Annotated in this window: 26 protein-coding genes; 11 read left to right on the forward strand and 15 right to left on the reverse strand. The window is 65.5% G+C overall.

Annotated features, from left to right (window positions below):
* Positions 1-12 precede the first annotated feature (12 nt).
* The gene (locus tag KEG38_RS41830) at positions 13-693 is read right to left on the reverse strand and encodes a hypothetical protein (RefSeq protein WP_272426222.1); all 681 of its coding nucleotides are present in this window, start codon (positions 691-693) and stop codon (positions 13-15) included.
* A gap of 265 nt (positions 694-958) precedes the next feature.
* Positions 959-1,474, reverse strand: a complete 516-nt coding sequence (locus KEG38_RS41835) for a hypothetical protein (protein ID WP_272426223.1) — start codon at positions 1,472-1,474, stop codon at positions 959-961.
* 135 nt (positions 1,475-1,609) lie between these two features.
* Here KEG38_RS41835 and KEG38_RS41840 point away from each other — a divergent pair, with 135 nt between their 5' ends.
* Together KEG38_RS41840 and KEG38_RS41845 are read left to right on the forward strand one after the other, a co-directional pair.
* Entirely contained in the window at positions 1,610-2,242 is a 633-nt protein-coding gene (locus KEG38_RS41840) for a GrpB family protein (protein ID WP_272426224.1), read from the forward strand.
* Between the two features lie 1,070 nt (positions 2,243-3,312).
* Positions 3,313-3,738 carry a DUF6896 domain-containing protein gene (locus tag KEG38_RS41845; RefSeq protein ID WP_372518230.1) on the forward strand — a complete coding sequence of 142 codons (426 nt, stop codon included), beginning with the start codon at positions 3,313-3,315 and terminating at the stop codon, positions 3,736-3,738.
* 20 nt (positions 3,739-3,758) lie between these two features.
* Here the strand turns inward: KEG38_RS41845 and KEG38_RS41850 are convergent, their stop codons facing one another.
* From KEG38_RS41850 to KEG38_RS41870, 5 genes are all read right to left on the reverse strand, one after another.
* Complete coding sequence (locus KEG38_RS41850) at positions 3,759-4,319, reverse strand: SgcJ/EcaC family oxidoreductase (RefSeq protein WP_272426228.1); 561 nt, start codon at positions 4,317-4,319, stop codon at positions 3,759-3,761.
* 59 nt (positions 4,320-4,378) lie between these two features.
* A complete protein-coding gene (gene fabG, locus KEG38_RS41855) occupies positions 4,379-5,155 on the reverse strand; it encodes a 3-oxoacyl-ACP reductase FabG (RefSeq protein WP_272426230.1) in 777 nt (258 codons plus the stop codon).
* A gap of 33 nt (positions 5,156-5,188) precedes the next feature.
* Positions 5,189-6,112: a hypothetical protein gene (locus tag KEG38_RS41860; protein WP_272426231.1), complete on the reverse strand. Its 924-nt coding sequence runs from the start codon at positions 6,110-6,112 to the stop codon at positions 5,189-5,191.
* Positions 6,113-6,173: 61 nt separating this feature from the next.
* Positions 6,174-6,917 (reverse strand): hypothetical protein, encoded by a 744-nt coding sequence (locus KEG38_RS41865; protein ID WP_272426233.1) that lies wholly within the window; start codon positions 6,915-6,917, stop codon positions 6,174-6,176.
* Positions 6,914-7,615: a hypothetical protein gene (locus KEG38_RS41870; RefSeq protein WP_272426235.1), complete on the reverse strand. Its 702-nt coding sequence runs from the start codon at positions 7,613-7,615 to the stop codon at positions 6,914-6,916. Before KEG38_RS41870 ends, KEG38_RS41865 begins: the two co-directional genes overlap by 4 nt.
* A gap of 396 nt (positions 7,616-8,011) precedes the next feature.
* Between KEG38_RS41870 and cml the strand changes: the two genes are divergently transcribed.
* The 3 genes from cml to KEG38_RS41885 all read left to right on the forward strand — a co-directional run bounded on the left by cml (position 8,012) and on the right by KEG38_RS41885 (position 11,753).
* Positions 8,012-9,211: a CmlA/FloR family chloramphenicol efflux MFS transporter gene (gene cml / locus KEG38_RS41875; RefSeq protein ID WP_272426236.1), complete on the forward strand. Its 1,200-nt coding sequence runs from the start codon at positions 8,012-8,014 to the stop codon at positions 9,209-9,211.
* A 113-nt stretch (positions 9,212-9,324) separates the two neighbouring features.
* Complete coding sequence (locus tag KEG38_RS41880) at positions 9,325-10,452, forward strand: threonine aldolase family protein (RefSeq protein WP_272426237.1); 1,128 nt, start codon at positions 9,325-9,327, stop codon at positions 10,450-10,452.
* Between the two features lie 104 nt (positions 10,453-10,556).
* A complete protein-coding gene (locus tag KEG38_RS41885; protein ID WP_272426238.1) occupies positions 10,557-11,753 on the forward strand; it encodes a glycosyltransferase in 1,197 nt (398 codons plus the stop codon).
* Positions 11,754-11,794: 41 nt separating this feature from the next.
* Here the strand turns inward: KEG38_RS41885 and KEG38_RS41890 are convergent, their stop codons facing one another.
* A complete protein-coding gene (locus KEG38_RS41890; protein WP_272426240.1) occupies positions 11,795-12,307 on the reverse strand; it encodes a hypothetical protein in 513 nt (170 codons plus the stop codon).
* 277 nt (positions 12,308-12,584) lie between these two features.
* On the opposite strand from KEG38_RS41890, the gene KEG38_RS41895 reads away from it, so the two are divergent.
* The gene (locus tag KEG38_RS41895; protein WP_272426241.1) at positions 12,585-13,469 is read left to right on the forward strand and encodes an ADP-ribosylglycohydrolase family protein; all 885 of its coding nucleotides are present in this window, start codon (positions 12,585-12,587) and stop codon (positions 13,467-13,469) included.
* 23 nt (positions 13,470-13,492) lie between these two features.
* On the opposite strand, the gene KEG38_RS41900 is transcribed toward KEG38_RS41895, so the two are convergent.
* The 3 genes from KEG38_RS41900 to smpB form a co-directional block, all read right to left on the reverse strand.
* Entirely contained in the window at positions 13,493-13,774 is a 282-nt protein-coding gene (locus tag KEG38_RS41900) for a hypothetical protein (RefSeq protein ID WP_272426243.1), read from the reverse strand.
* Between the two features lie 188 nt (positions 13,775-13,962).
* Positions 13,963-16,446, reverse strand: a complete 2,484-nt coding sequence (locus KEG38_RS41905) for a bifunctional aminotransferase class I/II-fold pyridoxal phosphate-dependent enzyme/GNAT family N-acetyltransferase (RefSeq protein WP_272426245.1) — start codon at positions 16,444-16,446, stop codon at positions 13,963-13,965.
* A 175-nt stretch (positions 16,447-16,621) separates the two neighbouring features.
* Complete coding sequence (gene smpB / locus KEG38_RS41910; protein WP_272426247.1) at positions 16,622-17,104, reverse strand: SsrA-binding protein SmpB; 483 nt, start codon at positions 17,102-17,104, stop codon at positions 16,622-16,624.
* 114 nt (positions 17,105-17,218) lie between these two features.
* Here smpB and KEG38_RS41915 point away from each other — a divergent pair, with 114 nt between their 5' ends.
* The 3 genes from KEG38_RS41915 (at position 17,219) to KEG38_RS55810 (ending at position 20,117) form a co-directional block, all read left to right on the forward strand.
* A complete protein-coding gene (locus tag KEG38_RS41915; RefSeq protein WP_272426248.1) occupies positions 17,219-17,989 on the forward strand; it encodes a hypothetical protein in 771 nt (256 codons plus the stop codon).
* Between the two features lie 242 nt (positions 17,990-18,231).
* A complete protein-coding gene (locus tag KEG38_RS41920) occupies positions 18,232-19,452 on the forward strand; it encodes a DUF4374 domain-containing protein (protein ID WP_272426249.1) in 1,221 nt (406 codons plus the stop codon).
* 44 nt (positions 19,453-19,496) lie between these two features.
* Positions 19,497-20,117, forward strand: a complete 621-nt coding sequence (locus KEG38_RS55810; protein WP_308215663.1) for an MXAN_6652 family MXYO-CTERM-anchored protein — start codon at positions 19,497-19,499, stop codon at positions 20,115-20,117.
* Positions 20,118-20,151: 34 nt separating this feature from the next.
* Here the strand turns inward: KEG38_RS55810 and KEG38_RS41930 are convergent, their stop codons facing one another.
* The 3 genes from KEG38_RS41930 to KEG38_RS41940 form a co-directional block, all read right to left on the reverse strand.
* Positions 20,152-21,759: a GMC family oxidoreductase gene (locus KEG38_RS41930; protein WP_272426252.1), complete on the reverse strand. Its 1,608-nt coding sequence runs from the start codon at positions 21,757-21,759 to the stop codon at positions 20,152-20,154.
* Between the two features lie 30 nt (positions 21,760-21,789).
* The gene (locus KEG38_RS41935) at positions 21,790-22,275 is read right to left on the reverse strand and encodes a sugar dehydrogenase complex small subunit (RefSeq protein WP_272426253.1); all 486 of its coding nucleotides are present in this window, start codon (positions 22,273-22,275) and stop codon (positions 21,790-21,792) included.
* Positions 22,276-22,510: 235 nt separating this feature from the next.
* Positions 22,511-22,837, reverse strand: coding sequence for a hypothetical protein (locus KEG38_RS41940; RefSeq protein WP_272426254.1), 327 nt, complete (start codon positions 22,835-22,837; stop codon positions 22,511-22,513).
* A gap of 66 nt (positions 22,838-22,903) precedes the next feature.
* Between KEG38_RS41940 and KEG38_RS41945 the strand changes: the two genes are divergently transcribed.
* Positions 22,904-23,539: a glutathione S-transferase family protein gene (locus KEG38_RS41945; protein ID WP_272426255.1), complete on the forward strand. Its 636-nt coding sequence runs from the start codon at positions 22,904-22,906 to the stop codon at positions 23,537-23,539.
* Between the two features lie 29 nt (positions 23,540-23,568).
* Here the strand turns inward: KEG38_RS41945 and KEG38_RS41950 are convergent, their stop codons facing one another.
* Positions 23,569-24,096 carry a hypothetical protein gene (locus KEG38_RS41950; RefSeq protein WP_272426256.1) on the reverse strand — a complete coding sequence of 176 codons (528 nt, stop codon included), beginning with the start codon at positions 24,094-24,096 and terminating at the stop codon, positions 23,569-23,571.
* A gap of 307 nt (positions 24,097-24,403) precedes the next feature.
* On the opposite strand from KEG38_RS41950, the gene KEG38_RS41955 reads away from it, so the two are divergent.
* Positions 24,404-25,414 carry a hypothetical protein gene (locus tag KEG38_RS41955; RefSeq protein WP_272426257.1) on the forward strand — a complete coding sequence of 337 codons (1,011 nt, stop codon included), beginning with the start codon at positions 24,404-24,406 and terminating at the stop codon, positions 25,412-25,414.
* Positions 25,415-25,450: the final 36 nt, after the last annotated feature.

The following is a 25,450-nucleotide window of genomic DNA, read 5'->3' on the forward strand; positions in this document are numbered from 1 at the left end:
CCTCACGACGACTCAATCAAACTCCGGGTAACTCGGCTGCGCCCCGAGCGATACGCCGAATCCAAGCTGCATGAAGACTCCGGGAAGGGCGGACCCCATGACGCTCAGCTCCGGCTGAAGCGCGACGAAGTTCGACACGCGAAACTGCGCACCGAGCCCTCCCTGCACCGTCAGTCCGGTCCGCGTATCGTCGCATTCCGGGTTGTAGCACCATTCATCGTATTTCTGGGAGTGCACGAACCCGCCGAGGCCCCCGTGCAGGTAGATCGACGTCGCCTTCGATACGTTGAACCCCAGCGAGAGCGGCACGGCGCCCCGGAAAAAGATCTCGGTGTCGTCGGCATGGTACCCTGGCAGGACGCCAAGCTCGACCCCTGGAGAAACCGCCATGTCCACCCATTTCGTGCGCAGAAAGTTCAGCTTGACGTCCGTGCTGATCACGGTCCCGCTGAGCGTCAGCCCGAAATCCACGCGCTCCCCGAGCCCCGCACGCAGCAGATAACGTGGACCCCCGACGGCAGGGAAGAGCCTGCCGTCTTCCTCGAACGCCCCGTACCCCTCGAGCGCAATCGTATGCGACGTCTTTCCTTTCGGCACCGTGCGCGGCGTCGCGTAATGATTCGCGTTGCAACCGAGGGTCGCGATCGTCGTGATGAAACCGAATACCCAGCAAGCCAAGCGTGTCTTCGACATGATGAAGCGCTGCCAGTTGCAGCACCCATGCCAAACACGGACAACCCTTGATTTGCAGGGAGTTCAACGACGCGCGCGGCCCCCTCCCGAGCATACAACATCCGGCGCGCAGATCCGGGGTGTGGCACCCCTTTCACGCTGTCGCGCGGCCGTCTCGCTTTTTCACCGTCCGCTTCGGCTTCGGCGCGCCCGCTCGCACGACGAGCTCCGGCGCCCACGCTCCGGGTTAGGACAGGTCGTCCGCCAGCATCCGGAAAACATGCTCTCAGGGAGCGGTCTTGTCGATCGTGATGTCGGTGCCCTCGGTGGTACCGCAGTAATCGCCGTAATTACCGCAGCTATCGACGTCGAACGTGGTGGTGCCGAAAGGCTCGCCGCTCGCGGGAGCCCCCTCGTCAGGCGATTTCGTGAGCCAGGCAAAAAGCCGCCAGTGCACATGCGTCGTGGTGCCGAGGCCTTCGCTGATCAGGTAGGCGTGCGGGAAGGTCAGGCCAGCGAGCTCCTCGTGCAGCGTGGGCAGCTCCTCGCCGCTGACGGCAGGAAACACGGGGGCTGCGGGATCGAAGGCTTTTTGCGCGTCATCCGGCACAGCACGTATTCGCAGCGTGGTGAAATCGGCCGCCGTCACTCCATTGCCGAGCAGGACGTTCCCGGAGGCGCCGGGGCCCTCGGGGTCGCCGAAGGGGACGCAGCCAGCGGCGCCCACCGCGGCGAGCAAGAGGGACAGAAAGCCGAGCGAACGTACGATGGGGCGTGAAAAACGCATGGGGACGAGGTTCATGGCAGGGACCTCCAGCAGGTGCATCTCTGCCAGAAATGTACCACATGTCGCAGACGACTGCGCGACCGTTCTCGAGTCTTACAGCCAGTAGGCAGACAGAGGCTCGCACGCTCGGGGCTGCTCTCCTGCGCATCGATGCAGGTTGACGCGGCCGTGCTATCCTGGCGGCCCAAAGGAGCCGGCAAAGCAATGACAAAACAGCTCGAAACCGACGAGGAGCTGGCAGCCGTCCGCGTCGGTGGGTCGATCGCGCCACACAACGCCACCATTCAGCTCGCTCCTTACGATCCCAGGTGGCCGGAGCAGTATGCGGCCGAGGAAGCGAAGATCCGCGCTGCGCTGGGCGACGCCGCGCTCGTGCTGGAGCACGTGGGATCCACGTCCATTCCGGGGCTCAGCGCGAAGCCGATCCTCGACATTCTGCTGGCGGTGTCGGATTCGGCAGACGAGGACGCCTACGTGCCTGCGCTCACGGCCCAGGGCTATCGCCTGCACATACGCGAGCCGGACTGGGAGCAGCACCGGTTGATGAAGGGCGATCATCCCCTGGTGAACTTGCACATCTTCACCGTGGGCTCGAAGGAGATCTCGCGGATGCTGGGGTTCCGGGATCGGTGCCGAAACTATCCGGAGGAGCGCCGGCTCTACGAGGAGACCAAGCGCGAGCTCGCCACCCGCACCTGGCGCCACGTGCAGCATTACGCCAATGCGAAGGGCGAGGTCGTGGAAGCCATCATCGCGCGGGCGCTGAAGGATGGCACCGAATGAAGCTGCATCGGCGCGTCATCCGCTCATAGGAAGAAGGGCGGGCACAGCCATACCTGTGTCCCGCAGATCGCCGTGCACATGCAGTACCCAATCTCGCACTTCAAGCCGACAGGATAATCGGTGCAGGATGTCCCGGAGCTGACCTGACCCAGGTCCGGGCATGGTCCAGAGTTCGTCGAGCAGCGCCACGTGCTCGTCGTGTCGTCGCACCAGCACGCCGCGGTGTCTGACCCGGATTCCTGGTTGCACTGGCAGGCGAGATTCGCCGAAGGGTCGCACGGGTCCCCGCACGTCGGGTGCACCTCCGGGCACTGGGGAAACGCTCGGGGCTGGCACTCGTAAACGCCGCTGTCATTGCACAGACAATCGCGCCAGCACGATATCGGGGCGAGGAACGGATTCACAGGGCATGCCGACCCGGGCTCGCACGGGAGCCCGGGCTCACAAGGTGACGGGCAATCGCCCGTCACGAGCTGACACCCCGGCGCCTTGCAGCAGTAGTTCTGGCCGGGAGATGGAGACGGACAGACCGCTTGGCAATCTGCGTGCGTCAGGCACCATGTCTCGCACGAGCCGCCACCGGAGCTGCTTGAGGACGAGCTGCTCGAAGACGAGCTCGCGCTGCTCGAGGACGAGCTGCTCGAGGAGGTCGACCCCGCCGTCGACCCGCCCGACCCGCCGTTTGGGGTTGGCGCCGCCCCCCCTTCGCCGGTGCCGCCCATGATGCCGCTGAAATCGCAGGCCGAAACCAGGAACCCGAGGGTGATTGCGGCAAAGCGGATGCGAGGGTTCATGGCGTTCCTCTGAGATGGAGCAACCATGCCAGATTCGCAGGAGGAACGCTACGAGCCGTCCGCCGCGTCGGCCGTCCTCCAACACCGGCACGTGGTGTGTTACTACTTGCCCGCAAGCTGAAACTGGACGATACCAAATAGCCCGATGCTGGAAGAGCTCGCTCAGCGACTCGCCCGCACACTGCCCGAACACAGCGTGTTCATGAGCGAAAATCGCAGATCACCGTTTTTCCCGTAATCGCAGTCTCCGACGTTCTGCAAATCGCGGACGAGCTCGTGGCAGCGGCGCGGGAGTTCCGAGCCATGGCCACTGAACTTTGCACTCGTCTCTCCCAGAAGCTCGGTATTGCGCGAGAGGCGCTTGTCCATAGCGGGCACGATTCAGGCCGACTCGATGCCGAATGGGACTACTACTTCCACGGCCTGGAATGCTGCTTCACGAGCCGTCGCACGGGCCAGGTCCTTGATGTGGAACTCTCGTTCGGAGATGAATTCGGCGTGCTCGATCCCTGGTTCTTCCATCGCTTCCTTGCCACAACCGATCGATACGCCGCACTCGCGGCCAAACTCGTCGACGGGTACCACGACACCAAACGGGCGCTCGATGTGCTCGTAGGTACGGGGCGCCTCAGCCGCGTAACGGGAGCTTTCGCCGAACATGCCAGGCATGGTGTCGTCGCAAAAGACAGCGAAGCCGTCTAACCTGCGCTGCCCGAGATGCCTCAACCGCCCGAAGACGCGGGGGCCGGTTGTGATGGCGGAGCCGGCGCCGGTTTCACGTCCGTGTTCTGGCCAGCGACAATCGACCACATGCCGCCCGATTGCTTCATGACGTAACGCATGCGGGTGCGCAGCACGCCCTGCTCGGTGGCCTGCACCCCCGGAGGCAGCGCCGCGTACCCCGTGACCACGTGGTCGGTGTCCACCACGGCCACGTTCGAATCAATGAGGCGCAGCTTCCTCACCGTCACCTCCGTATGGCTGTCCTTGAAGACGCTCTCGAAGAGGAGGGCGTGCCGCTTTTGGATCTCGTCACGGCCGCTGAAGATCGTCCCCACGATATTGATGAACTCGGCGTCCGGAGCGAAGGCCTTGCTCCACGCCGCCGCGTCGTGGCGGTTCCAGGCCTCGGTCTGCTCGGCGACGAGCTTGCGCAGGCTCGCCTCCTCGTTCTGGGACGCGCCCTGGGACGCGCCCTGGGCCTTCTCGGCCGGGTCGCATGCAGAAACACAGCACGACAGGAACAAGGCCATGATGGCCGAGCTTCGCGCGAACCTGTTCATGAAGAGCTCTCCTGGGATCCAATGACGAGGCTAAGGGCTTGGGTCGTTTGGAAAAGCGGTCAGTCACTCAATGCCGCGAGCGATTCGGGCAGCGTTTGACCGCCGTCGACGACGAGGGTCTGTCCGGTGATGAAGCCGGCCTCCTTCGAGGCCAGGAAGGCCGCAGCATGCCCGATGTCCTCGACGCTGCCCAGACGCTTGAGGGGGATCGCTGCAATCATGGAATCGACATAGTCCTGGCCGAGATCGGCGAGGCCCTCGGTCGCGATGTTCCCCGGCAGGATCGCGTTCACGGTGATCCCCTTCCGCGCCAATTCCAGCGCAGCGGTCCGCATGAAGCCGAGCTGCCCGGCCTTGCTGGCGGCGTAGTGCGACCAGCCGGGGAATCCGGTGATCGGCCCCGTGATCGAGGAGGTCAGGATGACGCGCCCAGCCCCGGAGCGCGCAAGCGCGGGGATGCAGGCACGGACCGACAGGAAGCAGCCCTCGAGGTTGACGCGCATGACCTCGCGCCACTCGGCGAGCGACATGGTTTCGAGCCGGGCGGCGGGAAAGATCCCTGCGTTTGCGCAGAGCACGTCGAGGCCCCCATGGCGCTCGACGGCGGCGTCGACCATGGCCTTGACCTGCTCCTCGTCGCTCACGTCGGCGGCGAAGGCCGAGGCGACGGCGCCCGCCTGCGCGAGCTCCGCGGCGACCTCGGCCGCCGCGCGGCCATCCCGCGCGACGAGCAGCACCTTGGCGCCGCCTTGAGCAAATACCCTCGCGATGCCACGGCCGATGCCCTTGCTCGCGCCGGTGACGATGACGGATCTTCCTTGAACGAGTCCTTGCATGGGATGTATCTCAATGGCGTCGGTCGGGAGGTGTCAAGCGTGGTTCGCCGGCGGACGCGTTTGATACAACGTGTCGCCGAGCAGCTCGAACCACGTCCCCGCCGCCAAGGGTTTTCCGCCGATCGTGGCGGCTCCGCGCAACGTTCCGCTCACGAGCGCTTGCGCCTCGCCTCGGAGGACGACGCGTGTCCCGGCCGCGAGCGGAACGCCGCCGACGTCGTGGTCGCGATCGAGCACGCCGCTGGCGCTGGCCGAGAAGACCGGATCGTATACGTAGACCTCGTGGTCCGCGCGGAGCGGGAGCCCGTCGATCACGAGCGGCTCCGCAGGCGTGAAGCGAAGCGGACGTCCGGTCACCGGATGAAGCGACAGCGGTGTACCCGCCGCGCACGCAATTCCATCGACGACGGCGCGGGCCGCGAGCGTCACGAACTGCACGCGCCCCTCGTCGGTGAGGTAGATCGACTCGCCGCCGCGCGCGGGAAGACCGGCGGCGAGGACGTCGTGCGCGGAGACGACTTCGGCGGGCCGGCGCGTGCGCGCATGCACGCTCTTCACGTCGACGAGCCCCTCGATGCCGGGGACGCGCACGTTGCGCGGAGGGTTTTTCGACGCCTCTTCGTCGAGCGTGGGCAGGTCGTACGGGTTGAAGCCGCGCGCGAGCCGCGCGCGAAGCTCGGCGTACGACGGCGCCGCTCGCCGCGCGTCGCCGTAGTCGCCGCTCAAGTGGAGGTGAATGATCGATCCGGCGCCTCCGCCGAGGCGATCTTCGACATCGCAGTACCAGACGCCACCACCGCCATCCATCCCGAAGGAGACGAGGCCGGGAATCACCTCGCTCTCTTCCAAGGCGGGGGCGAGCTCGATCCGGCTGTTTGGGCCGGAGATGGTCCATGTTCGCGTCTCGCGTGCTTGCGCGAAATCGTCGAGGAGCATCGGCGGAAGGCGTGTATCCATGGCGGCCGTGCGAGTTTGGTCCGGGCAGCGTCGACGCGCAACGGGGTATGTCCCAGCGAATCTACGGCGCAGCTCCACCCTCCAACGCGTCGGGAACGCCGCCATCCTTTGGCGATCGTCCGAGCGAACGGAACATTTCCAGCGCCTTGTCGCGATCGAAGCCCCCCAGATGCACATCGCCGTCGGACGCGCAGTACATCGTGTAGGACACCTCGGGGTTCTGCGGATTGCGCTCGAACATCAGAACGTCATTGGACCCCTCCTGGACGAGCACGTGGTGCGTCTCGCGGATGGGACCAAAGACACGCGCGCGCTCGTACACATCGCCGGAGCTCCGCGCGAAGGACTCGCACAATGGGCGTATGCTCCTGAGAGCAGGGAAGGGCTCGATGTCATGGTTCGAATATGTGAGCTTTCCGCCAGAAAACAACCATCCGATATGATGCACGGCTCCGATGGACGCCATGCTGCACAGGAGCATTGCAACGAACAGCCCGAAGAACGAGGCCGTCGAGCGTAGCCGCCACGGCCGCGCCGAGGGTTCGTCCGACCGCACGTGGCGATCGATACGCGAGAGCACGGCATGCAGCCCTGCGAAAAGCGCCCCCGCGACGAGGAGCGCGGCGACGACGGCCTCCACGTTGACGCGGACCTGTGGGAGCACGCGCACGAGGAAGTAAAGCCAGCCCGTGACCACGAACCACGGGGCTTCGAGCACGATGGTCAACCCGCTGAAGATCAGGAACAAGAGGAGGAAGAGCAGTACCAGGATCAGGCATCCGCCGGCCGCACGGTTCCCCTTCACGGTGCCCCCTTGCTCGTCTGCGCGGCGTCGATGCGGCGCCTGATTTCGTCGATGTCGAGCGTCGTGATCTCACCGCTGCTCAGAAGCACCATGCGCTTGCTGGAGTAGATGCCCGGCTCGTACGCGACGGGAACGGCATCACGTTCTGGGTGCAGGCCCGGCACGTACACGTAATGCATCCCGGAAGGGTCCACGATGCGCCACGTGCCCTCGGGGATCTCTTCCACGAAATCGTGTGGCGGGAAGCTGCCTCCGTGCCCATTGGCGTACCCCCAGAGCGCTGTGCGCAGTCTCTCGAGTTGCTGCTTGCGGGCGTGCGCGAGCGCCTCTTCGGCAGGTGCCGCGCGGGCGGAGCCGAGCTTGTACGTTGCCCCGTCCTTCTCCCACGCTCCGGGGGTCATGAGCTCGCGACCGCCCGCGATCATGCTGAGGACGAGGTGCATGCCGAGCGCCCACAGGCCAACGACGCCGAGGGAAGCCTTGTACGAAAGGCGGGGGAGCCGCGGGATGTCCCGCTGCACGGCGTTCCACAGCCACTGGACCAATACCGTGAGCAATAAAATGAGAAGCACGAAAAACGAGATGGCCTCGATCCGCATCCGCGCGATGTCCGAGAGCCGCACGAACGGCATTCCGGCGTGCGCCGCCGAGGGGGCGACGAGCGTCGTGATGAAGACGAGGATGCCGAGCTTTCGCATGGACGCGTCCTTTGCATTCAGCCCCGTAGCGACGTCGGTAGGCCCCACAAGCAGATTCCATACCAGAGTTCGGGCAAAGCAACAAGCGGCCGACGAGCGTCGCCTGGTTCGAGCACGGATGACGGTCTGTCGCGCCGCGTGACATGCGCAAGGACAGGTTGTCAACGGTCCTGGCTTCGGGATCCTGGACGGACGGCGCGGAATCCGTTATCCTCTCATCGCTTGCCACGAAGGCATGGTCAGGACGCACGCATGGAGACAAGCAAGTCCGCAGACGAGTGAGCCGCAGCAACCCCTGAAATCGTTGCTGCGGCCATCTGCTCTCGATCCCTCGACGAATGCCGTCCTGGAGGCAGATCGCCGCCGAATGTCCACCATTTGCGCGGGTGTATCGTCGTGCCTCGAACAAGACCCTCACGTTGGAATGTTTCGCTGTCCGCAGCGCTGCTGCTGATGGCCCCCTTCGATCTGCTGGCCTCGTTGGCCATGGATGTCTACCTGCCCGTGGTGCCGAGCATGCCAGGCATCCTCGGCACGTCACCGGCGATCGTTCAGCTCACATTGAGCCTCTACATGGTCGTCCTCGGCGCGGGACAACTCGTGTTCGGGCCCATTTCGGACAGGCTTGGTCGACGACCCGTCCTGCTCGGCGGTGCGGCCTTGTTTGCTGCCGCATCGTATCTGCTTGCGGTCACCGGATCCGCAGCATGGTTCGTCGTCTTTCGCGTTCTGCAGGCGCTCGGCGCGGCCGCGGCACTCGTCGCGACCTTCGCAACGGTACGCGACGTCTATGCGGAGCGTCCCGAGGGGGCGGTGATCTATAGCCTCTTCGGCTCGATGCTGGCGTTCGTCCCCGCGCTGGGGCCCGTGCTCGGCGCACTGCTCGCGGACCATTTCGGATGGCGCGCGATCTTCCTTGCGCTCGGCGTCGCCGCCACCGCGGCTCTCCTGAATGCAGCTCCCAGGTGGCACGAGACGCGGCCCGTGAACGCGTCGAAGCCACACGCGGCCTTCGGCCAGATCCTCGCGGACGCCTCGTTCTGGACCTACACGCTCGGCTTCAGCGCGGCGATGGGCGCGTTCTTCGTCTTCTTCTCGACGGCGTCACGCATCCTGATCGATCGGGTCGGCTTCTCGCAGCTCGTCTTCAGTCTCCTCTTTGCCACGGTCGCGCTCGTCATGATCGCGACGGCTCGGTTCGCGAAGCGATTCGTGGCGCGGTGGGGAAGGGCCGGAAGTCTCGTTCGCGGGATGGGGATGCTGCTCCTGGGGGCCGCATTGCTGGTCGTCGGGCAGGTGACGGCCGCTCCGTCGTTCTGGACATTCGTCCCGCCCATGTGGATCATCGCGATTGGCATCGTGTTCGCCAGCTCGGTGACGGCCAATGGCGCGCTCCAGAGCTTCGGCCACGTCGCCGGCACCGCGACCGCGCTCTATTACTGCATCGAGAGCCTCGTCGTGGGAATCGTCGGAACGACGCTGGTCGTGCTGCTGCCTGGGGATACGGCATGGCCGCTTGCGGCCTATTGCACGCTCATGGCCGTCGTCGTGTTAGGCTTCGTCAGGCGGGCTGAAAGGCGAGGCTCGACGGCGTGAACGAGGAGGCCGGAGGGGCGACAAACACGCCGCCTCTCCGGCTTCGGCCTTGTTCATGCATTGGATTCAGGCATACTCTCGTCGAATCGAACTGCGACGACCGGAGGCTCCGCATGAACCCCATGGAACTGCGACAGCGTTGCCACACGTTTTTCTCGGGAGAAAAACCGACCACGGCCGCCGAGGACTTCGCCGCCATGGCGCGCTGGTGCGAAGCGAACGAGATCGCCCATGACGCCTACGGCGAGGGCGCGTTGGTGCAGGACTTCGAACGGAAAATCGCCGATCTGCTCGGCTTCGAAAAGGCCGTGTTCTGTATCACCGGCACCATGGCACAATCCGTTGCCTTGCGGCTCGCCTGTGAAGCCGCCGGCAGCAAGGCGGTCGCACTGCATCCGACCGCGCATGTGCTGCTGCACGAGCGCGGCAACCATCAATTGCTCGACCATTTCAAGTCGCTACCCGTCGGTGATCCTTTCCGCACCTGGACCGTCTCCGACCTCGAGGCCTGGCCCGATCGGATCGGCGCGGCACTCTATGAATTGCCCATGCGCGAGATCGGCGGACAGTTGCCGGACTGGGCCGAGCTCGAAGCGCTCAAAGCGCATGGCCGGCAACAGAACATTCATCTGCACATGGACGGCGCAAGATTGTGGGAAGCCTCGGCCGGCTACAAGCGCTCGCTGAAGGAGATCGCGCAAGGCTTCGATTCGGTCTACGTCTCGTTCTACAAGGGCATCGGCGCGCATGCGGGCGCGATGCTGCTCGGCAGCACGGATTTCATCGCGAAGGCCGATACGTGGATGAAACGCATGGGCGGAAACGTCTATCGCCGCTCGCCCTATGTCGTGTCGGCGGCGATGCGCTTCGACGAGCGGCTGGCGAAGATGCCTGCCTACCTCGAACGCACCGAAAGACTGTACGACGTACTGCGCGATTTTCCGCAACTGCGAGTCAATCCGGCGCGGCCGCACGTCAACATGCTGCATGTGTATTTCCCGGTCGGCCGCGAGCGCCTGACGGAAATACGCAACGAGCTGGCGGCGGAACACGGCATCTGGCTGTGCGGCGGCGCGAAACATGCCGCGTTGCCGGAGCAGAGCTCGATCGAATGGTATGTCGGGGAAGCGTTGTCGACCCTGTCCGACGCGCAGGTCCGGGACATTCTCGCGCTCGTGATCAGCAAGATCGACAGCCGGGTTCGAGTCCCGTCCTCCGGCCGTCTCGGCCTGAACGGTTGATGCGTCGTAAGGGCGTCCTCGCCTCGCCTCCCGTTCCAGTGTATGGAGCGGAACGGGGCGCTGCCCCGATCCACGCGACGCGCGTGGTGGAAGGGAGAGGGACGATGCGTGTATTGCTGACGAGCGTGGGGACGCGCGGGGACGTGCAACCCGTCGTGGCCTTGGCCGCCGAGATGCGGCGTCGGGGGCACGACGTGAGGCTGTGCATTCCGCCGAACTTCATCGACTGGGCGGGCGGCTTGGGCTTCACGGCGACCCCGATCGGCATCGCGATGCGTGCGCCGAGCGGAGCCGCCGCGCAGGCCTCCCCACCGACGCCGGAGCAGCTCCGCGCGCTGCTCGAGCATCTCGCGAAAGACCAGTTCGACGCGACCCGGTCGGCCGCCGAGGGATGCGACGTGATCGTGGCCGGCGGAGCACACCAGTATGCCGCACGGTCCATCGCGGAACGGCTGGGCATCCCGTCCGTGGTCGCCTTATACGCGCCGGTGGCCCTGCCGTCGCCGGATTATGCGCCCGCCGGGGAGCCCGGGGGCGATCCGGAAGGAAACCTCCGGCGCTGGCAGGACGAATCGCGGAGCTGGAACGAGCGTCTTCTCGAGCGGCTCAACGACAATCGGGCGCGCCTCGGCCTGGATCCGCTGAACGATGTCCATAGCCACATCCTGGGCGAGAATCCGTGGCTCGCCGCGGACCCGGTCCTCGGGCCGCAGCCGGCGACGCCCGGCCGGAAGGTCACGCAGACAGGAGCCTGGATCCTTGCCGACCAGGCGCCGCTCGAACCCGCGCTGGACGCGTTCCTCGCCGCTGGCGAGCCGCCCGTCTACGTCGGCTTCGGCAGCATGCCTGTGGATCAGCAGACCGGCCGCATCGTCATCGAGGCCGTGCGGGCTGCGGGGCGTCGCGTCGTCCTGTCGCAGGGGTGGGCCGAGCTCGGTCTGATCGACGGCGCCTCCGATTGCATCGCGATCGGCGACGTCAATCAGCAGGCGCTGTTCCCGAGGGTCGCCGCGGTGGTGCACCACGGCGGGGCGGGTACGACCACGACCGCGGCGCGCGCGGGCGTCCCGCAGGTGATCGTCCCGATGTTCTCCGATCAGCCCTATTGGGCCTCACGCGTCCGGGCGCTCGGGATCGGGACGTCCGTGGCTCGTGGAGCATTGAGCGCGGAGTCCCTCCGGCCTGCATTGAGGGACGCCCTCGATCCCGGGGTCGCTGCTCGCGCGGCCGCGATCGCCGGCACCGTGGCGGTCAACGGCACGGCCGTCGCCGCCGACCTCATCGAGCGGGTCTCCGCGTAAAACCTCGGGGGGAAAGGCACGATCGGACGAGCCTGCCCAGCTCACGGAGTCGGGGCCATCGCCGTCGTGACCTCTCCGCAGGTCCAGTCGGTTTCGAGCGGCACGCAGTTCACGAGTTTGGGAAACTCGGTGCAGTTGCCCGGCTGGCACGTATCAGGCGGGTCCGCCACATCGCACAACTCGTGCGCGCCGAGCTCCCAGGGCATATTCGGCAAATCGCAGAACCCGCCGTCTTGGCAGGCGCGGGTTCGGCCCTGGACGAGCGCCCTACCGTCCCCCAAGAGCAACGTGAGCTTGTCGCCCATCCAATTGCCGGGGCCCGGCCGATCGTGCACCTCGATCGCCCCGCTTTCACCTTGGAGCCAGACGTCACCCGGGCACGTCGGCGGTTCCGATCCGCCGCCGCTGCAGTCGGCAATGGAGAGGTGAATGCAATATGCAGGGCAGCTGAGCTGCACGCCGCAGGCGAAGAGATCCACGTGCGCGGGCGGGGTCGCCTGTGGTTCATCCTCGATTGCAGTGCCGCAAGCGATCGAGCCAAGTGCCAGGACCAAGGAGAGTCCACCAAGAAGGAAGGAACGGGGCGAGAATGAGGAGTGTCTCATAGCGGCCGGCGCCTCAGGCACGAGTTGTGCCAAAGAAAAAGACTCGGCTTTGATGGGGTGTGTGAGCCAAACTCGAGGTCATTTTGGCGCAAGATGGCGCAGAGTATATACAACGTAATCGCATTATGCTGCTGACAATGAACGGCCCTCTCGGACGGCCCCCACGGGGTATCCGCGCCTGACCAAAGACGAGCGCCACCGGTGGTGCCGGCGTAGACTCCCGACCATGACCGACGTCGAAGCGCGAACACTCGCGCGGAACTGCCTGCTCGCGGGGGCTCTCGGCGATGCCTGGGGCGGTCCCTATGAGGGTCGCGCCGGGCCACTTCAGCCGGTCTTTCCGGAAGAACCGCGACTTTCGGATGACACTTGGTTGACCCTTGCCACATGCGAAGCGATCGTGCTGAGCCGAGGGCGTGTGCAGCCCGAGCGAATCGCAGAGCGATTTCGTAGCTGGTTCGAGTCCGGCCGCATCACTGGCGCGGGGTCTGCGACCATCAAGGCGCTTCGTGACCTTGCGGCAGGCGCCCATTGGGCCCTTGCGGGAGCCCGCGGCGAATTCGCCTCGGGCTCGGGCGCTGCCATGCGGGCCGCTCCGTTGTCGTTCTTCTTGGACCCGCGTGTCGAGGCCGACCGTCGAACGATTCGAGACGTCTCACGAATCACCCATCACAGCGACGAAGCCTACGCCGGTGCACTCGCCGTGGTCGTCGCGCTTCGACTCTGCGCGCAGCACGCGGCCGTGCCAGGACACTTTCTCTCGCTGGTTTCTGACGAGCTTCCCGACACGGCGGTCCGCGACCGGTTGCTCGACTTATCCACCTGTCAGGATTCGCCGAGCGACGCCGCCGGGCGGTTTGGGTGCTCCGGGCATGTGGTCGAGGCCGTGCCAATGGCCCTGTTCGTCGCGGCCAAAACTCCGGATGAGTCTATGGAATCGGTCATCTCCACAGCGGTATCTTTGGGCGGCGACACCGATACGATCGCCGCCATCACGGCGCAGGTCGCTGCCATTTCTGGACGGCCGCTCCCGGACACTCTCGTCGCAAAACTTCCCGAGGCACCGCGATTCGGCCCGGTACTCGACAACTTCGTATCGCTCCTGAAATGACAGTTCGCCAGGGTGCCATCGCGTCAGCGCGCGCGGGCTCCGACCACCAGGATTTCCCTCGGTGCTAGGTTCCGACTGCGGGAGCGGGAGGCGGTGTGCCCTCGGGGCCGACCATTCCGAAGGGTGTCGAACGTGCCGTTCACGGCGACCGTCGCCTCACCCCCCGTCCGGTCCTCGTCACTCTCGCCGTCGGCGCCAAGCGCCGCGGACTCCGTCTCGGCGGGCGCCTCGACCTCGGCGATGCACCCCACGCCGACGACAGCGACAGAGGCGGAAAGACCGAGCAGCGCGAAGAGCTTCGACATCGCAGTCATCTTGATATCCCCGTTTCTTCCTTTGCCTGGCGGCGCCGCAAAGGATCGCAGGGTCCCGGGCTCATCCCGACGACCCCGGATCCCCTTCGGCCCGCTCGCCCCGATGTCGAGGGGTCGCGTCCGCGCGCGCTCACGCTGCGAGCGATCCCCTTCCCTCCACCTTCTGCCCCGAAATTCCGCTACGAGTCGGCGCGGTTTCTGCGAATGGCGAGGCGGGTGACGTACTCTTGGAGCTGCGTCGCCTGGTAAGCATCGTCAGCCCGGACAAACGCGAACGTGGGATGAGCCGTCGCGCCAAAACGAGTCTTCTCCCGACCCGTGCCCATCCCCAGGTGCAGGCGCTTGCACCCGAGCTGGCCCGCGCGACGCACCACCTGCCAGATCAGCTGGCGGTAGGGGCTGACCTCTTCGGTGTTGAATCCCTCGTAATCGACCCCGGAATAAAGCCACCTGTGATCTTCGCCCACGTGACGGCAAGCCCCCCAGGCCACGGGCGCGCTCTCCCCCTTGCGCCTCAAGACCAGCACCTCCCATGAGCCGCTCTTGATCTGCGCCCGCAAGAGCTCGACCGGCAGGGGGAAGATGTTGATGCGCAAATTCTTCTTCGCAATGTTCAGGTAGAGCGCGTGCATCCGCCGCAGATCGTCGTCCGAGACGTCGGTCTTGCTGTCCCAGATCTCGACGTCGAAAAGCCATGACCGTTCGTGGATGGCTCGTACGTGCTTGCGCCGGGAGGCTGTCGGCAGCGACGCAATGAAAGATTCTTCGCCGCGCCAATCGAGCTCTACCATGTAGGACTCCACGAGCGGCACGGGGACGAAGCCTTGCCCGGTGAGCGCTTGCGCGATCTCGGGGTCGTCGCTGACGTCGCGAATGACCAACGTGCTCGACCCCTGGGCTTTCATCTCGGCGACGCCTGCCTCGACGAGCTTGACGAGCCCCTTCCTTCTGTCCGCCCCTGGGCGGAGGAACATGTGCTCGCCCTCGGACGCGAGCGTGCCCATGACGACGGCGCGAGAGGTGAAGAGGTAGGGGGTCTTCGCCCGTTCTGCTTCGAGTGCGACGCTGACCTCGGCGCTCATGAACGTGTCGTCCTTCATCAGGCACGTCGTGAACGGCGCTGCGGCGAGCGGCGCACCGGACGCGTCGCGCACCACAACGTAGCGGAAGGACCAGCGGTGCTCAGGTCGATCGTTCCCTTGGTGAAACACGCGTTCGACCGCGCGCATGGTGCGGGCGTCGATGTACGAGAGGCCTCCGACGAGCGAGTCCCAGAGCTCGGGAGTAATCTGGTCGATGGAGTCGAACGTCTCGACCGAGCCCGTATCATGCGCGGCGGTCTTTCGCTCCGGGACACGGTACATGCCCGACATCACGTTCTTCGCGAACCGCATGAAAGGCGGGAGCACGCCCTGGAATTGCTCGTCGACCTCGGCCCGCGTGACGCCCACGCTCTCGAGGACCGGCTCGAGGTGGCCAGCAATCGCAGAAAAGAGCGCGTCGACCTCGCGCTCTTCGTGGTTTGCATTGATGGCGACGCGCAATCCGCCGCGGCTCGACGGCACGGCAGGGAAGCCCGAGACGTTGACGTGGAAGCCGTCGTCGCGCAGCCTCTCGGCCATCTGATAGACGGCCTCGACGCGGCCGAGCGCGACGAAAAAAATGGGTGCTTCGTTGCGGATGACGAGCGGAATGCCCAGCCGGTCGCACAGGGTGTTGGCCTGTTCGATCCGGCTGCACAAAACCGCCTGGCGTTGGCCGAGCTCGGGGCTCAGGTGGATACGCGCCGAGGCCACGCTCGCCCCCAGATCGCCAGGGCGAAGCGGCCCCGAGAATGAGAAGGGCCCGCCCACGAGCCTCGCCATCTCCAGAAGTTGTGGGTCCTTGACGACGACGACCCCGCCCCCGGTCGCAAATGCCTTGGCCAGCGACGTCACCACCACCATCCGCTCGTCGAGCGGGAAACGGGACAGGAAGTGGCCACGACCGTTTTCACCCGCCCAGCTCATGCCATGCGCGTCGTCGACGTAAAGGCGGACGTTCGGCGCCACGTCGAGGACTGCCTGCAAAAAGCTCTCGGGCAGGTAGTCGCCGTACATGGAGTAGACGCCGTCGCAGGCGAACCAGACGCTCTGGTGCTTCACGGAGAGCTTTCGCAGCACGTCGAGGGCCCTGTCGAGCTCGCCGTGTTTGACGATGACCTTCGTCGCGTTGCTTCGCGCGCATTGCAGCGTGATCGCGTCGTCGACGGACTTGTGCACCTGGTGGTCGAACACGACCGCGTCCTTCTCGGTCAGCAGCGCGGGCAACACCACGTGGTGGGCGATGCTCGTGCTGGGCAAGACCAGCACCCGGGGGACGCCGAAGATCTGCGGAAAGAGCTCCTCTTCCAGCTCGTGATAAAGCGGACACGACAAGTACCCTCGGCTGTACGACGTCTGTGAGCCGAAGCGGCGGTAGGCCTCGACCCCGCCCTCGATGAGCCTCGGATCGAACTCGAGGCCCAGGTACGAGCAGCTGCCAAACGACAGCAGTCGTTGGCCGTTTACCTGGATATGACGGTCCGAGAGCCGTTCGTCCTCGGACGCCAGGAAGTAGTGCCCGCGCTGCCTGCCGTGGTTGTGAACCTGAAATACTGCGTCGCGGAAGCTAGATGCGTCCATTCTCGTGCACCTCTGGCGGTGGAGCCTCGGCGGTGTGGCATTGGTGCCCGAGGCCACCATCGAAGAATGGTATCGTGCACGGCATCGTGCAGATCATCAAGAAAAACTGAAGTTCGACCGTGCCGAGTGATCTACGTCGCGGATGCACCATTCCGCGCAATGCACGAGCCCCGCGTTACCCGCCGCGGCGCTGGCGGGCCCGCAGTTCTTGGAGCGTTTCGCGTTCCTCCGTGCGCTCGGCGATGGTGGCGCGCTTGTCGTGGACCTTCTTCCCGCGACCGACGCCGAGGGTCACCTTCACGTGGCCATTACGGAAATGCAGGTCGAGCGGCACGAGCGTGTAGCCCTCGCGCATGATGGCGCGCTCGATCTGCTGAATCTCGCGCGCGTGGAGGAGCAGCTTGCGTGCGCTGCGCTCGTCGTGCGGAAACGCGCGCGCGTGGAAGAAGGATGCGATGTGCATGTTCCGCAGCCATACCTCGCCACGCTCGACGACCGCGAACGCATCGGCGAGGTGCACGCGCCCCTCACGCAGCGATTTCACCTCGCTCCCGCGCAGCACGATCCCCGCCTCGTACCGGTCCGATAGCTCGTAGTGGAACGTCGCCGCGCGGTTTCGCGCGATGACGTGCTCGTCGCTCTGCTTCCGTCCTGTCATGCAGCGTCTTTCGGCGAGGCGGATGATGGCATCGTCGAGGGTTCTTGGGTACATTCCGCCGCGTAAAGATGGCGTGTCTGGGCGGAGCCAGCACCCTCTGGTCACGAGGACTCGATGGGATTCTTGCACATCATCGCGCCGGCTTCCGTCGGCGAGGCGGCGCTCCGCGAGGCGGGGGCGGCGTTCGAGGGATACCACTCCAAGCTCGTCGATGCCGGGAGCGGTGAGCCTTGCCTGCTCGCGTCGCTGAAGCCGGAGCGCGACTGGACGCGGTACGGGGGGTGGCCGCTGCACTGGGCGTCCCTGGAGGGGCGGCTGGATACGCACCGGTTTTTCCCGCTGTTCGAGGCGCTTTCGCGCGCTGCGGGTGCGCGGCCCGTGGCTGTGGTCGAGCTGGATGGCGTCATCGACATGGCGACCTTGGCCGTGTTTCGAGAGGGGGTGCTCGCGACCTTCCACTCGGTGTCCGACACGCCCGCGTGGTTCTCTCCAGCGCCGCCTGCCGTGGGGCCCCGCATCAAAGAGGTGGCGGATCCGCAGATCGTCGCCGCCTCGATTCCGGAGGCCTCGCTGCAGAGGAGTCCCTCGCGGCGTGTTCCCGGATGGAAAGAGTTCATCGACAGCGCGACGCGCGCGGCTGCTGCGTGGACGAGGCCGGGGATGAAGCCAGGGGCCTGCCCGGGGCTGTTCTCGCTCGTCAGCGAGTACCTCGTGTCCGAGGATGATTTTGCGGCGCCGTTCTCGAAGAAGGCCGGGGCGGCGAAGAAGAAGGCCACCGCCGCGAAGAAGGCCACCGCAGCGAAGAAGGCTACCGCCGCGAAGAAGGCCACCGCCGCGAAGAAGGCCACCGCAGCGAAGCGAAGCGCGCCTCGGCGAGGCCGGTAGGCGCCTCCGCGCCCGCCACGCCCGCGCGGCCCCTGAAGCCCAGACCTACAGCCCGCCTGCCCACGGCATCAACGACGCTCCCCGCGGAAGACCTGCGCGGAAGCCGCGGGGAAGGTATTCGCGCGCGCTCCGACGCGTGATCTACTTCACCGACATCCTTCCTGCGCTTGACATGCCAGGAACGCTCTTGTACTGAAAATGATAATGAGTATCGATTTCATTTACGCAGAAAGGCCGCTTCGATGAAGAACGTAGGCACACCCACTTTCTTGCGGCTTTCCTCCGGTCTGTTCGCTGTGGCCCTGGTCACGGGCTGTTCTGACGCGACGACAACGCAGAACGGCGACGACAACGGGCCGCTGTACGCCATCACCACGCAGCTGCTCGTCGCCGATCCGGTGGACAGCTACGTCATCGTGACGGACCAGGCGGAGCAGACGGCGTCGCTCTCTCTCGACAACGCCGTCCGGGTGTCCGGCCGTGCGCTGGGCGTGGGCATTCCCAAGTCCGGCACGGTCTACGCCGTGAGCGACGAGAGCGCGACGGTGACCCGCTACAAGCTCAACGGCTCGCGGGCGCTGGAGCCGGCGGGCACCGTGAGCTTCGACAGTCTGGGAGTGACGTCGCTCGGGGAGTACCAGGCCAACTTCCAGTTCGTCTCCGAAACCAAGGCCTACTTCTTCGATGGGGCCACCGCCCAAATCGTCATCTGGAACCCCGAGGAGATGACGGTCACAGGCCAGATCCCGCTCGATGAGCTGGTCACGCCGGATACGGTCATGGCCTTCTCGGGCGCGGCCATCCGGCTCGACGATCAGATCCTCATGCCCGTGGGTTGGCGTCCCGTCTCAGGCGTGGGCATCACTCCCAAGGCGGGCGTGGTTTCCATCGACACGGCGACCGATGTGGCCACCATCGCGACGGACGAGCGGTGCGGTTACACGCATGACGCCGCCGTTGGTCCCAACGGCAAGGTGTACCTCGCGACGGAGGCGTATGGAGCTGCGGTGCGCCGGGTGGTGGGCGAGGACGCGCCCGCGCCGTGCCTGCTCAAGTTCGATCCCCACACACGGACCTTTGATCAAGGCTTCTACCGGACGCTCGAGGAGCTCGTGGGGGGTGGCACCGCGGGCACGCTCGTCCCAGGCCCGGAGGGGACAGCATACGTGCGCGTGCTCGATGAGACCGTCGCCCCGGTCCTGGAAGGCACGCATCCCCGCACCATTGCGAGCGGGACGGGCTGGCAATGGTGGGAGCTAAAGCTCGACACGATGACCGCGACGCGGAAGGACAGCTTCCCGGCGACCTCGGGCAGCGTCTTTCTCTTCGAGTCACAGAACCACACCCTCTACACCGAATTCGGCGCGGGCGCCGCGTCCACCACCCTGCGCGTGCTGGAGGACAACGGCAAGCCCACGGTGACCACGGAGGGACTCTCCTTCTCCTTCCTCCAGCTTCGCTAGCGCGGCTCTAGCAACACCGCGTCTCACCCCTCCTTGGAGATTCCATGCATTCTTTGCTCCGTGTCGCAGGTCTCTTCGCCGTTCTAGCGTTATGGTCGTCTCCTGCTCTCGCCACCAGCACGGGCATTGCTGGTCAGTCCGGCAAGGACAAGGCGACGTGCATCACGTGTCACAAGGGGGGAGCGGCTTGCACCGTGGAGTTCGAGGGCCCCACAGCCCTGGAGCCGGGAGCCACAGGCCAATACAGCTTCGTCATCCGGGGGGGTGCCGCAAAGACGGGAGGGCTGGACATCGCCGTGGACAACGCGGAGGCCAGCCTCGAGACCGGCAGCAGCGGGATGAAGAAGGTGGGGGCCGAATTGACGCATTCCGCCCCGCAGCCTTTCACCGCCGACGAGCTACGCTTCGACTTCTCGCTCGTCGCGCCAGAGGCCGATATCACCCTCACGCTCTTCGGGGCCGGCAATTCCTCGAACGCGGACCTCGTTCCTGAGGGGGACAAGGCCGCAGCCACCAAAATGACCGTGACGGTGGGCAAGGGTTCGCCCGTCGATGCTCCAGATGGTGAAGAGGACAGCGGTGGCGGATGCGGTTCCGCCGGGAGCACGCCCACGTTGAGCCTCATGATGATAGGCCTGGCGTCGCGCCGGCGCCGTCAGCGCTGAGGCACTCCTCGCGGATCGTTTCTCGCGATGAATGTCAGAGCTGCGCCTGGATCGCCGCGACCGCGCGGAGGGTGAGCGCGACGATCGTCAAGGTGGGATTCGCCGTGCCGGCCGTCGGGAAGGTGCCGCTGCCGAGCATGAACAGGTTGTCATGCTCGTGCGAGCGGCACTGGGCGTCGACGACGGACGTCGCAGGATCGGCGCCCATGCGATAGGTGCCCATCACATGCCCCGCGCCTTGTGGCTCCGGATCGTGCTCTCGAACCGTTGCGCCGAGGGCATCGAAGATCTGATCGTGAACCCCTATCGCCTTGCTCATGCCGTCCCGCGTGTAGGTATCGACGCGGTAGGAAATGCGCGGGCGCGGGATGCCGAGCGCGTCGAGCTGGTCCATCGCGGGGACGATGCGGTTCTCCGGATCCGGGAGCTGCTCCATGAGGCTCGACAAGCGTAGCTGGCGCGCGCTTTGCCGGGAAAGCTCCTTCGCGAGCGCTTGACCTCGCAGGCCGAGCTTCACGAGCTCGCCCACGGTACTCATCGGCCCGCCCGTCGGCCACGTCCAGCCGTCATTGCCGAATTCGACGCGGAACGCGGCCGTTGCATTGCGGAAGGCCCCGCCCCGCGTCCCGTCGATCCCCCCGGTCGAGAGCGGTCCGCGGCTCTGGGCGAGCGAGTCCTCCGCGAGCGCCCAGCTCAGTTGAATCGGGTGATCCATCAGGTTTCGGCCCACCTGATCGCTCAGGTTCGAAACGCCGTTCGGCAGCGCGCCGGTCTTCGACATGAGCAGGAGCTTGGGCGTCTCCATGGCGTGCGCGGCGAGGACGTACACCTTGCCAGACGCCTCGTGCTCGCTGCCGTCGGGCCGCTTGAAGCGAATACGGCTCACGCGGCCGTCAGCGCCGATGTCGATGAAATGCGCGATGGCCTCATCGACGATCTGAACGCCCGCGTCCTCGGCTTTCTTGACGTGCACCGAGGCGTCGTATCGCGCGACGACAGGGCAGACAGGGATACACGTCCGGGCGCCGCAACACGGGGGACGCTCGTCGTAGGTATCCGTGTTGCGCGCCTGCGCGGTCGTCGTGACGGTATACCCGAGCCCGCCGATGGCGTCCGCGATGCGTTTGTCCGAGTAGGTCAGCGGAATGGGCTTCATCGGATAAGGCGTCGTCCGAGGCGAGCCGAGGTCCCCTTCCCCCGCGACCCCGAGCTCGATCTCAGCCTCGGCATAATAGGGCTCGAGGTCGTCGTAGGTGATGGGCCAATCCACACCCACGCCGAAAAGCGTCTTCATCTGGAAATCGTCCGGCACGAGCCGGATCGTGGTCCCCAGCCAGTGCCAGGTGGTGCCGCCGACGAGACGCAAGTACGAGCTCTTGAAGAGATCTGGGCCCTCCTGGACGTAATAGCCCTCGAGGTCGATGACGGCCGGCCCCGGCGCCGCGGTGGAGCGCGGGAAGGGCGATTCGGGGACCTTGATGAGCGCGCTGCGGTAGGTATCGATTGCTTTCTGCCGATCGACGCGGGGCCCCGATTCGAGGATGAGGACTTTGGCCCCGCCCTTGGCGAGCCGATGGGCCAGGATGGTCCCTGAAATACCTGCGCCGACGATGACGACGTCCGCTGTCAGTTGATCTCCCATGACGTGGTCCTTTCCAATCGTGGCGTGAGGTCAGCCCGCGGGGGGTTCCGCCCAGAAGCCTGTGAGGCCGCCGCATTCGCTCGGGGGGTTCGTGTAGTCCAGCGCGCGCCATGTCAGCGCGTCGGTGTACGTGGCGACCTCGGGGCCCGAAGCGCCCTCGTAGACGCCCGTGTACCAGTTGAGGATGATGGTGTCGGCGACGGCGCGCAGGCGTGCATCGGTGAAGGTGCCTTTCGCCTCGAGGTCCGCGAGGGAGCCCGGGCTCGATTCGCCGCCATAACCCGCCTCGGCATAAAGCTCGTCGAGCGCCACCGATTGCTCCGGCGAGGCGCGCAGCGCATCCAGGTAGATCTGCCCATGCGCGCGCGGGAGGTTCTCGAAGCCGGTGAGCAACGCCGAGAGCGCGAGGAACCGAGCGAGGGGTCCGTCAACGACGGGCTCGTCCGAGCCACAGGCCGGCAAGAGAGACGCCGCGAAGAGCGCCGAGAGCCCTCCGAGAAAACCCCGTCGGTCCACGCGAAGAGAAATTCCTTGGTCTACAGGTACCTGGGAGGAAATTCGCATGAAGCGAGGCTACATGAAACATTGCGAGCCCCACAACATGAATCAGCAGCAAGGGTTCTCACTTCGTCCCCCAGAGGCTGAAGACGAGTCCGCCCGCTCCCCTTTTGTCGGAGAGCAGCGCAGCGATCACCTCGCCCACGTCGTCGGGCTGCGCGATGCGCGCCGAGCAGTGTTCGCGGCGAGGGGCTCAGTCGAGCACCTCAAACCCCATGTCCCTGAGCTCGTCGAGCTCGTCATCCGAAAAACTCGTATCCAGCTCGTCCAGACGCTTGATGAATCCGGAGGAATTGATGATGCATTTTACGGCTTTCTCAGCAACCGAGACGACATAGGTGATCGTATTGGTTCCCTCGAGCGTTGAGGGCGGAAGCGGAGCCTCGATCACCCAAGCGGGGCCGGTTACGCATTCAAATGAATCGTACAGCCTGGCAGGCGTTCCGGCATCGATCGTTGTTTTGTATCCCTGGCGATCCCGAAAGGCCGTTGCGATTATCAGTGCCTCTTGTTTCGTCATTGTCTTGCGATCCTGCGCTTTACTACACTACCATGACCACAACAAGAGAGTAGAGGTATCGACTTCATGACGAACATGCTCACGCTTTACGGCGCCCCCGGGTCCGGCGCGGTCGCGGTCGAGGCTGCGCTCATTTTGCTCGGTCTGCCGTACCGTCTGATCGAAGGCGCCACCTGGGTGGAACCGGAGGCGCGCGAGCGCGTCGCGCCAGTCAACGCGATGCGCCAGTTGCCCACGCTGGTGTTCCCGAACGGCGAGGTGATGACCGAAAGCGCGGCGATTTTGATCGACCTTTCGGACCGGCATCCGGGGTCGCGCCTCGCGCCGGCGGTCGACGATCCGTCGCGCCGACAGTTCCTGCGCTGGATGGTCTTCGTGTCGTCCGCCATTTACTCGCTGCACTGGATCAAGCCGGACGTCACGCGCATCGGCGCCGAGCCTGCGCAGCGCGACGCGGTGGTGCATGCGGTGCACGAGCGCATTGCGTTCTGCTGGCAGCACATGGATTCGCAACTGACACCCGACCGCTACCTGCTCGGCGACACGCTGACGGTGCTGGACTTGTACGTGAACGTCGTGTCGCGCTTTGGTCCCTGGCGGCCGCGGTTCGAGCAGGAGGCGCCGAAGATGACGCACGTGATGGCGCGGGTCGACAACGATCCGCGGCTGCAGCCGCTGTGGGAGCGCCGCTTCGCAGAGTGAAGCGCCGCCTCACTTGCGCGGAAACCGCGTCAGCCACTGGCGCGAATCATGTCGCACGCCTGGTCGATGGCTGCATTGAAACGCTGGCGCCAGGATTCCTCATCGATAGAACGGGGGCGCGCAGTACGCTCTGCCCGAATCTGGAGGAGGACGTCGCGGCCTACCCACGCCCCGAACCCAAGCACAGCGGAGGCGACACCCCAGCCCACGCTTTCGAGCAGTACGCCGACACCAACTGCGCCTGCCAGAATGCCGACAACGAGCCAATCCGCCCACCAAGGAGGTTCAGGCACCGGTTTGAAGGCTGTATCAAGGTACAAGCGGACTTCACGCGTGTGCGTCTGGAGGCACAATACAATCAACGTTTCGTCTGGTAGAAAGCCCTCCGCCGTCCAGTCGGTGCCATGCTCACTCCCATGGCGCCAATCGATGGCGCCGACAGTGCGCTCCAGCCCTGGGAGCAAGGAGCACGCGACATGTGCGACAAGGCGCTCCGCGACGGCGTCGGAAAGGTCCAGGTCGTGCGGGATGGATCGGCAGTCCCGAAACTCTGTCATTTTAAATAGCTTTCCCTGTCCTGTTGGCGATGGGCTGACGTCCTATTCGGCGTTGTACATAATTCTAGCGACATTCGTGTACAGCGGTGGACATGTCGGCGTCCACTGTGATCGTCGTCTACAAGAGAGCCCTTCGAGAGCTTTTTCCCGGCCCAACGCGAACCCCATCCATGACCATCGAACGTTCTGCGCCTGTGCTCCTCATGGATGCGGCCCCCTGCCCACCGCCGTAGCCCCCGCATCTCGTTCGGTCGTAGCCCGACGTTCACGTAGTTACAAAATTCCTGGTTGTGCCGTATAGGGGAGCATGCCCAAGATTCTGCCTTCGCTCGTCGCCGTCGACCACGAACACAATGGCGCTCGTGCCGCGCCGGACTCGAGCGTGCGCGATCCGGTCTGTGCGTTCTGCCGGCAAGGCCTCGGCCTCGTTCGGGTCGTCGAGAGCCCTTTCGCCGCTGAACACCTCCCGATGCTCGATCCCAAGTGCTGTTCCGCGAACGGGCTCACGATGTACGACGCCGGCTCGGTCGACAAGCAGCGCGACCGCCTCGCGGCGTTTCTCCAAAACGCCCAGCCCGGGACACTCTGGGATGCGTACACGGTACAGACGAAGTCGAAACCGAAGCAGGTTCGGGAGGAGCCCGAGCCCTTCGGCCCCCTTCACCACGCCAAGGCCGAAACCGAGGTGTTCGCGAAGGTGCTCGAGGCGAAGGAGCACTGGCTCGACGTCATCGCCGCGCATCTTCGAGGGGATGACGAGCGGCTCGCGGTCGCTGCCGTGAAGCACCTGTCGCTCCGTCGACCGTACCCGCCGGCGTGGACGTTCAACCCCGCGGTGGCCGTGCCGGAAGAAGCCATCGCGGCGTACGAGGCCTTCCGCGCGGGCAAGGCCGAACGCTACTACGGCGCCGACGCGGCCGGAGAAGCGGCGCGGTTCTCGCTCCTGCTCGAGGCGTGGGCCGACCGGCGTGCAAGCGTCGCCGACGAAGCCCTGACGCAATTCTGGGACGCGATCACGGGGAACATGGGCCTGAACGAGAGCCTTCGCGGCCTGCCGAGCGAGCTGTTGACGCAAGCCATCGAGCAAGTCGATCGTGAAGTCGCGTCGCTCGAGGCGGGCACCGCCGCAACGACGCAGCTCGATTGGCGCAAGTCCCTTCTGCCTCGACACAAATTGCTGGCCGACGGCTTCCGCGCGCTCCTGGCAACCAGGAAGGCCGCGGCAAAGAAGACCGCGGCAAAGAAGGCGCCGGCAAAGAAGGCCCCCGCGAAGAAGGCCCCCGCGAAGAAGGCGACGACGACATCCAAGACGCGCTGATCGCCTCGGGGAGGAGAAATCGTTTGGGATGGGGAT

The sequence above is a fragment of the Polyangium jinanense genome (assembly GCF_028435265.1).
Lineage (GTDB): Bacteria > Myxococcota_A > Polyangia > Polyangiales > Polyangiaceae > Polyangium > Polyangium jinanense.

Coding starts and splice junctions, on each gene's coding strand:
- KEG38_RS41830 (WP_272426222.1), bottom strand. CDS start 693: ATGTCGAAGACACGCTTGGCTTGCTGGGTATTCGGTTTCATCACGACG.
- KEG38_RS41835 (WP_272426223.1), bottom strand. CDS start 1,474: ATGAACCTCGTCCCCATGCGTTTTTCACGCCCCATCGTACGTTCGCTC.
- KEG38_RS41840 (WP_272426224.1), top strand. CDS start 1,610: ATGCAGGTTGACGCGGCCGTGCTATCCTGGCGGCCCAAAGGAGCCGGC.
- KEG38_RS41850 (WP_272426228.1), bottom strand. CDS start 4,319: ATGAACAGGTTCGCGCGAAGCTCGGCCATCATGGCCTTGTTCCTGTCG.
- fabG (WP_272426230.1), bottom strand. CDS start 5,155: ATGCAAGGACTCGTTCAAGGAAGATCCGTCATCGTCACCGGCGCGAGC.
- KEG38_RS41860 (WP_272426231.1), bottom strand. CDS start 6,112: ATGGATACACGCCTTCCGCCGATGCTCCTCGACGATTTCGCGCAAGCA.
- KEG38_RS41870 (WP_272426235.1), bottom strand. CDS start 7,615: ATGCGAAAGCTCGGCATCCTCGTCTTCATCACGACGCTCGTCGCCCCC.
- KEG38_RS41880 (WP_272426237.1), top strand. CDS start 9,325: ATGAACCCCATGGAACTGCGACAGCGTTGCCACACGTTTTTCTCGGGA.
- KEG38_RS41885 (WP_272426238.1), top strand. CDS start 10,557: ATGCGTGTATTGCTGACGAGCGTGGGGACGCGCGGGGACGTGCAACCC.
- KEG38_RS41895 (WP_272426241.1), top strand. CDS start 12,585: ATGACCGACGTCGAAGCGCGAACACTCGCGCGGAACTGCCTGCTCGCG.
- KEG38_RS41900 (WP_272426243.1), bottom strand. CDS start 13,774: ATGTCGAAGCTCTTCGCGCTGCTCGGTCTTTCCGCCTCTGTCGCTGTC.
- KEG38_RS41905 (WP_272426245.1), bottom strand. CDS start 16,446: ATGGACGCATCTAGCTTCCGCGACGCAGTATTTCAGGTTCACAACCAC.
- smpB (WP_272426247.1), bottom strand. CDS start 17,104: ATGACAGGACGGAAGCAGAGCGACGAGCACGTCATCGCGCGAAACCGC.
- KEG38_RS41915 (WP_272426248.1), top strand. CDS start 17,219: ATGGGATTCTTGCACATCATCGCGCCGGCTTCCGTCGGCGAGGCGGCG.
- KEG38_RS41920 (WP_272426249.1), top strand. CDS start 18,232: ATGAAGAACGTAGGCACACCCACTTTCTTGCGGCTTTCCTCCGGTCTG.
- KEG38_RS55810 (WP_308215663.1), top strand. CDS start 19,497: ATGCATTCTTTGCTCCGTGTCGCAGGTCTCTTCGCCGTTCTAGCGTTA.
- KEG38_RS41930 (WP_272426252.1), bottom strand. CDS start 21,759: ATGGGAGATCAACTGACAGCGGACGTCGTCATCGTCGGCGCAGGTATT.
- KEG38_RS41940 (WP_272426254.1), bottom strand. CDS start 22,837: ATGACGAAACAAGAGGCACTGATAATCGCAACGGCCTTTCGGGATCGC.
- KEG38_RS41945 (WP_272426255.1), top strand. CDS start 22,904: ATGACGAACATGCTCACGCTTTACGGCGCCCCCGGGTCCGGCGCGGTC.
- KEG38_RS41950 (WP_272426256.1), bottom strand. CDS start 24,096: ATGACAGAGTTTCGGGACTGCCGATCCATCCCGCACGACCTGGACCTT.
- KEG38_RS41955 (WP_272426257.1), top strand. CDS start 24,404: ATGCCCAAGATTCTGCCTTCGCTCGTCGCCGTCGACCACGAACACAAT.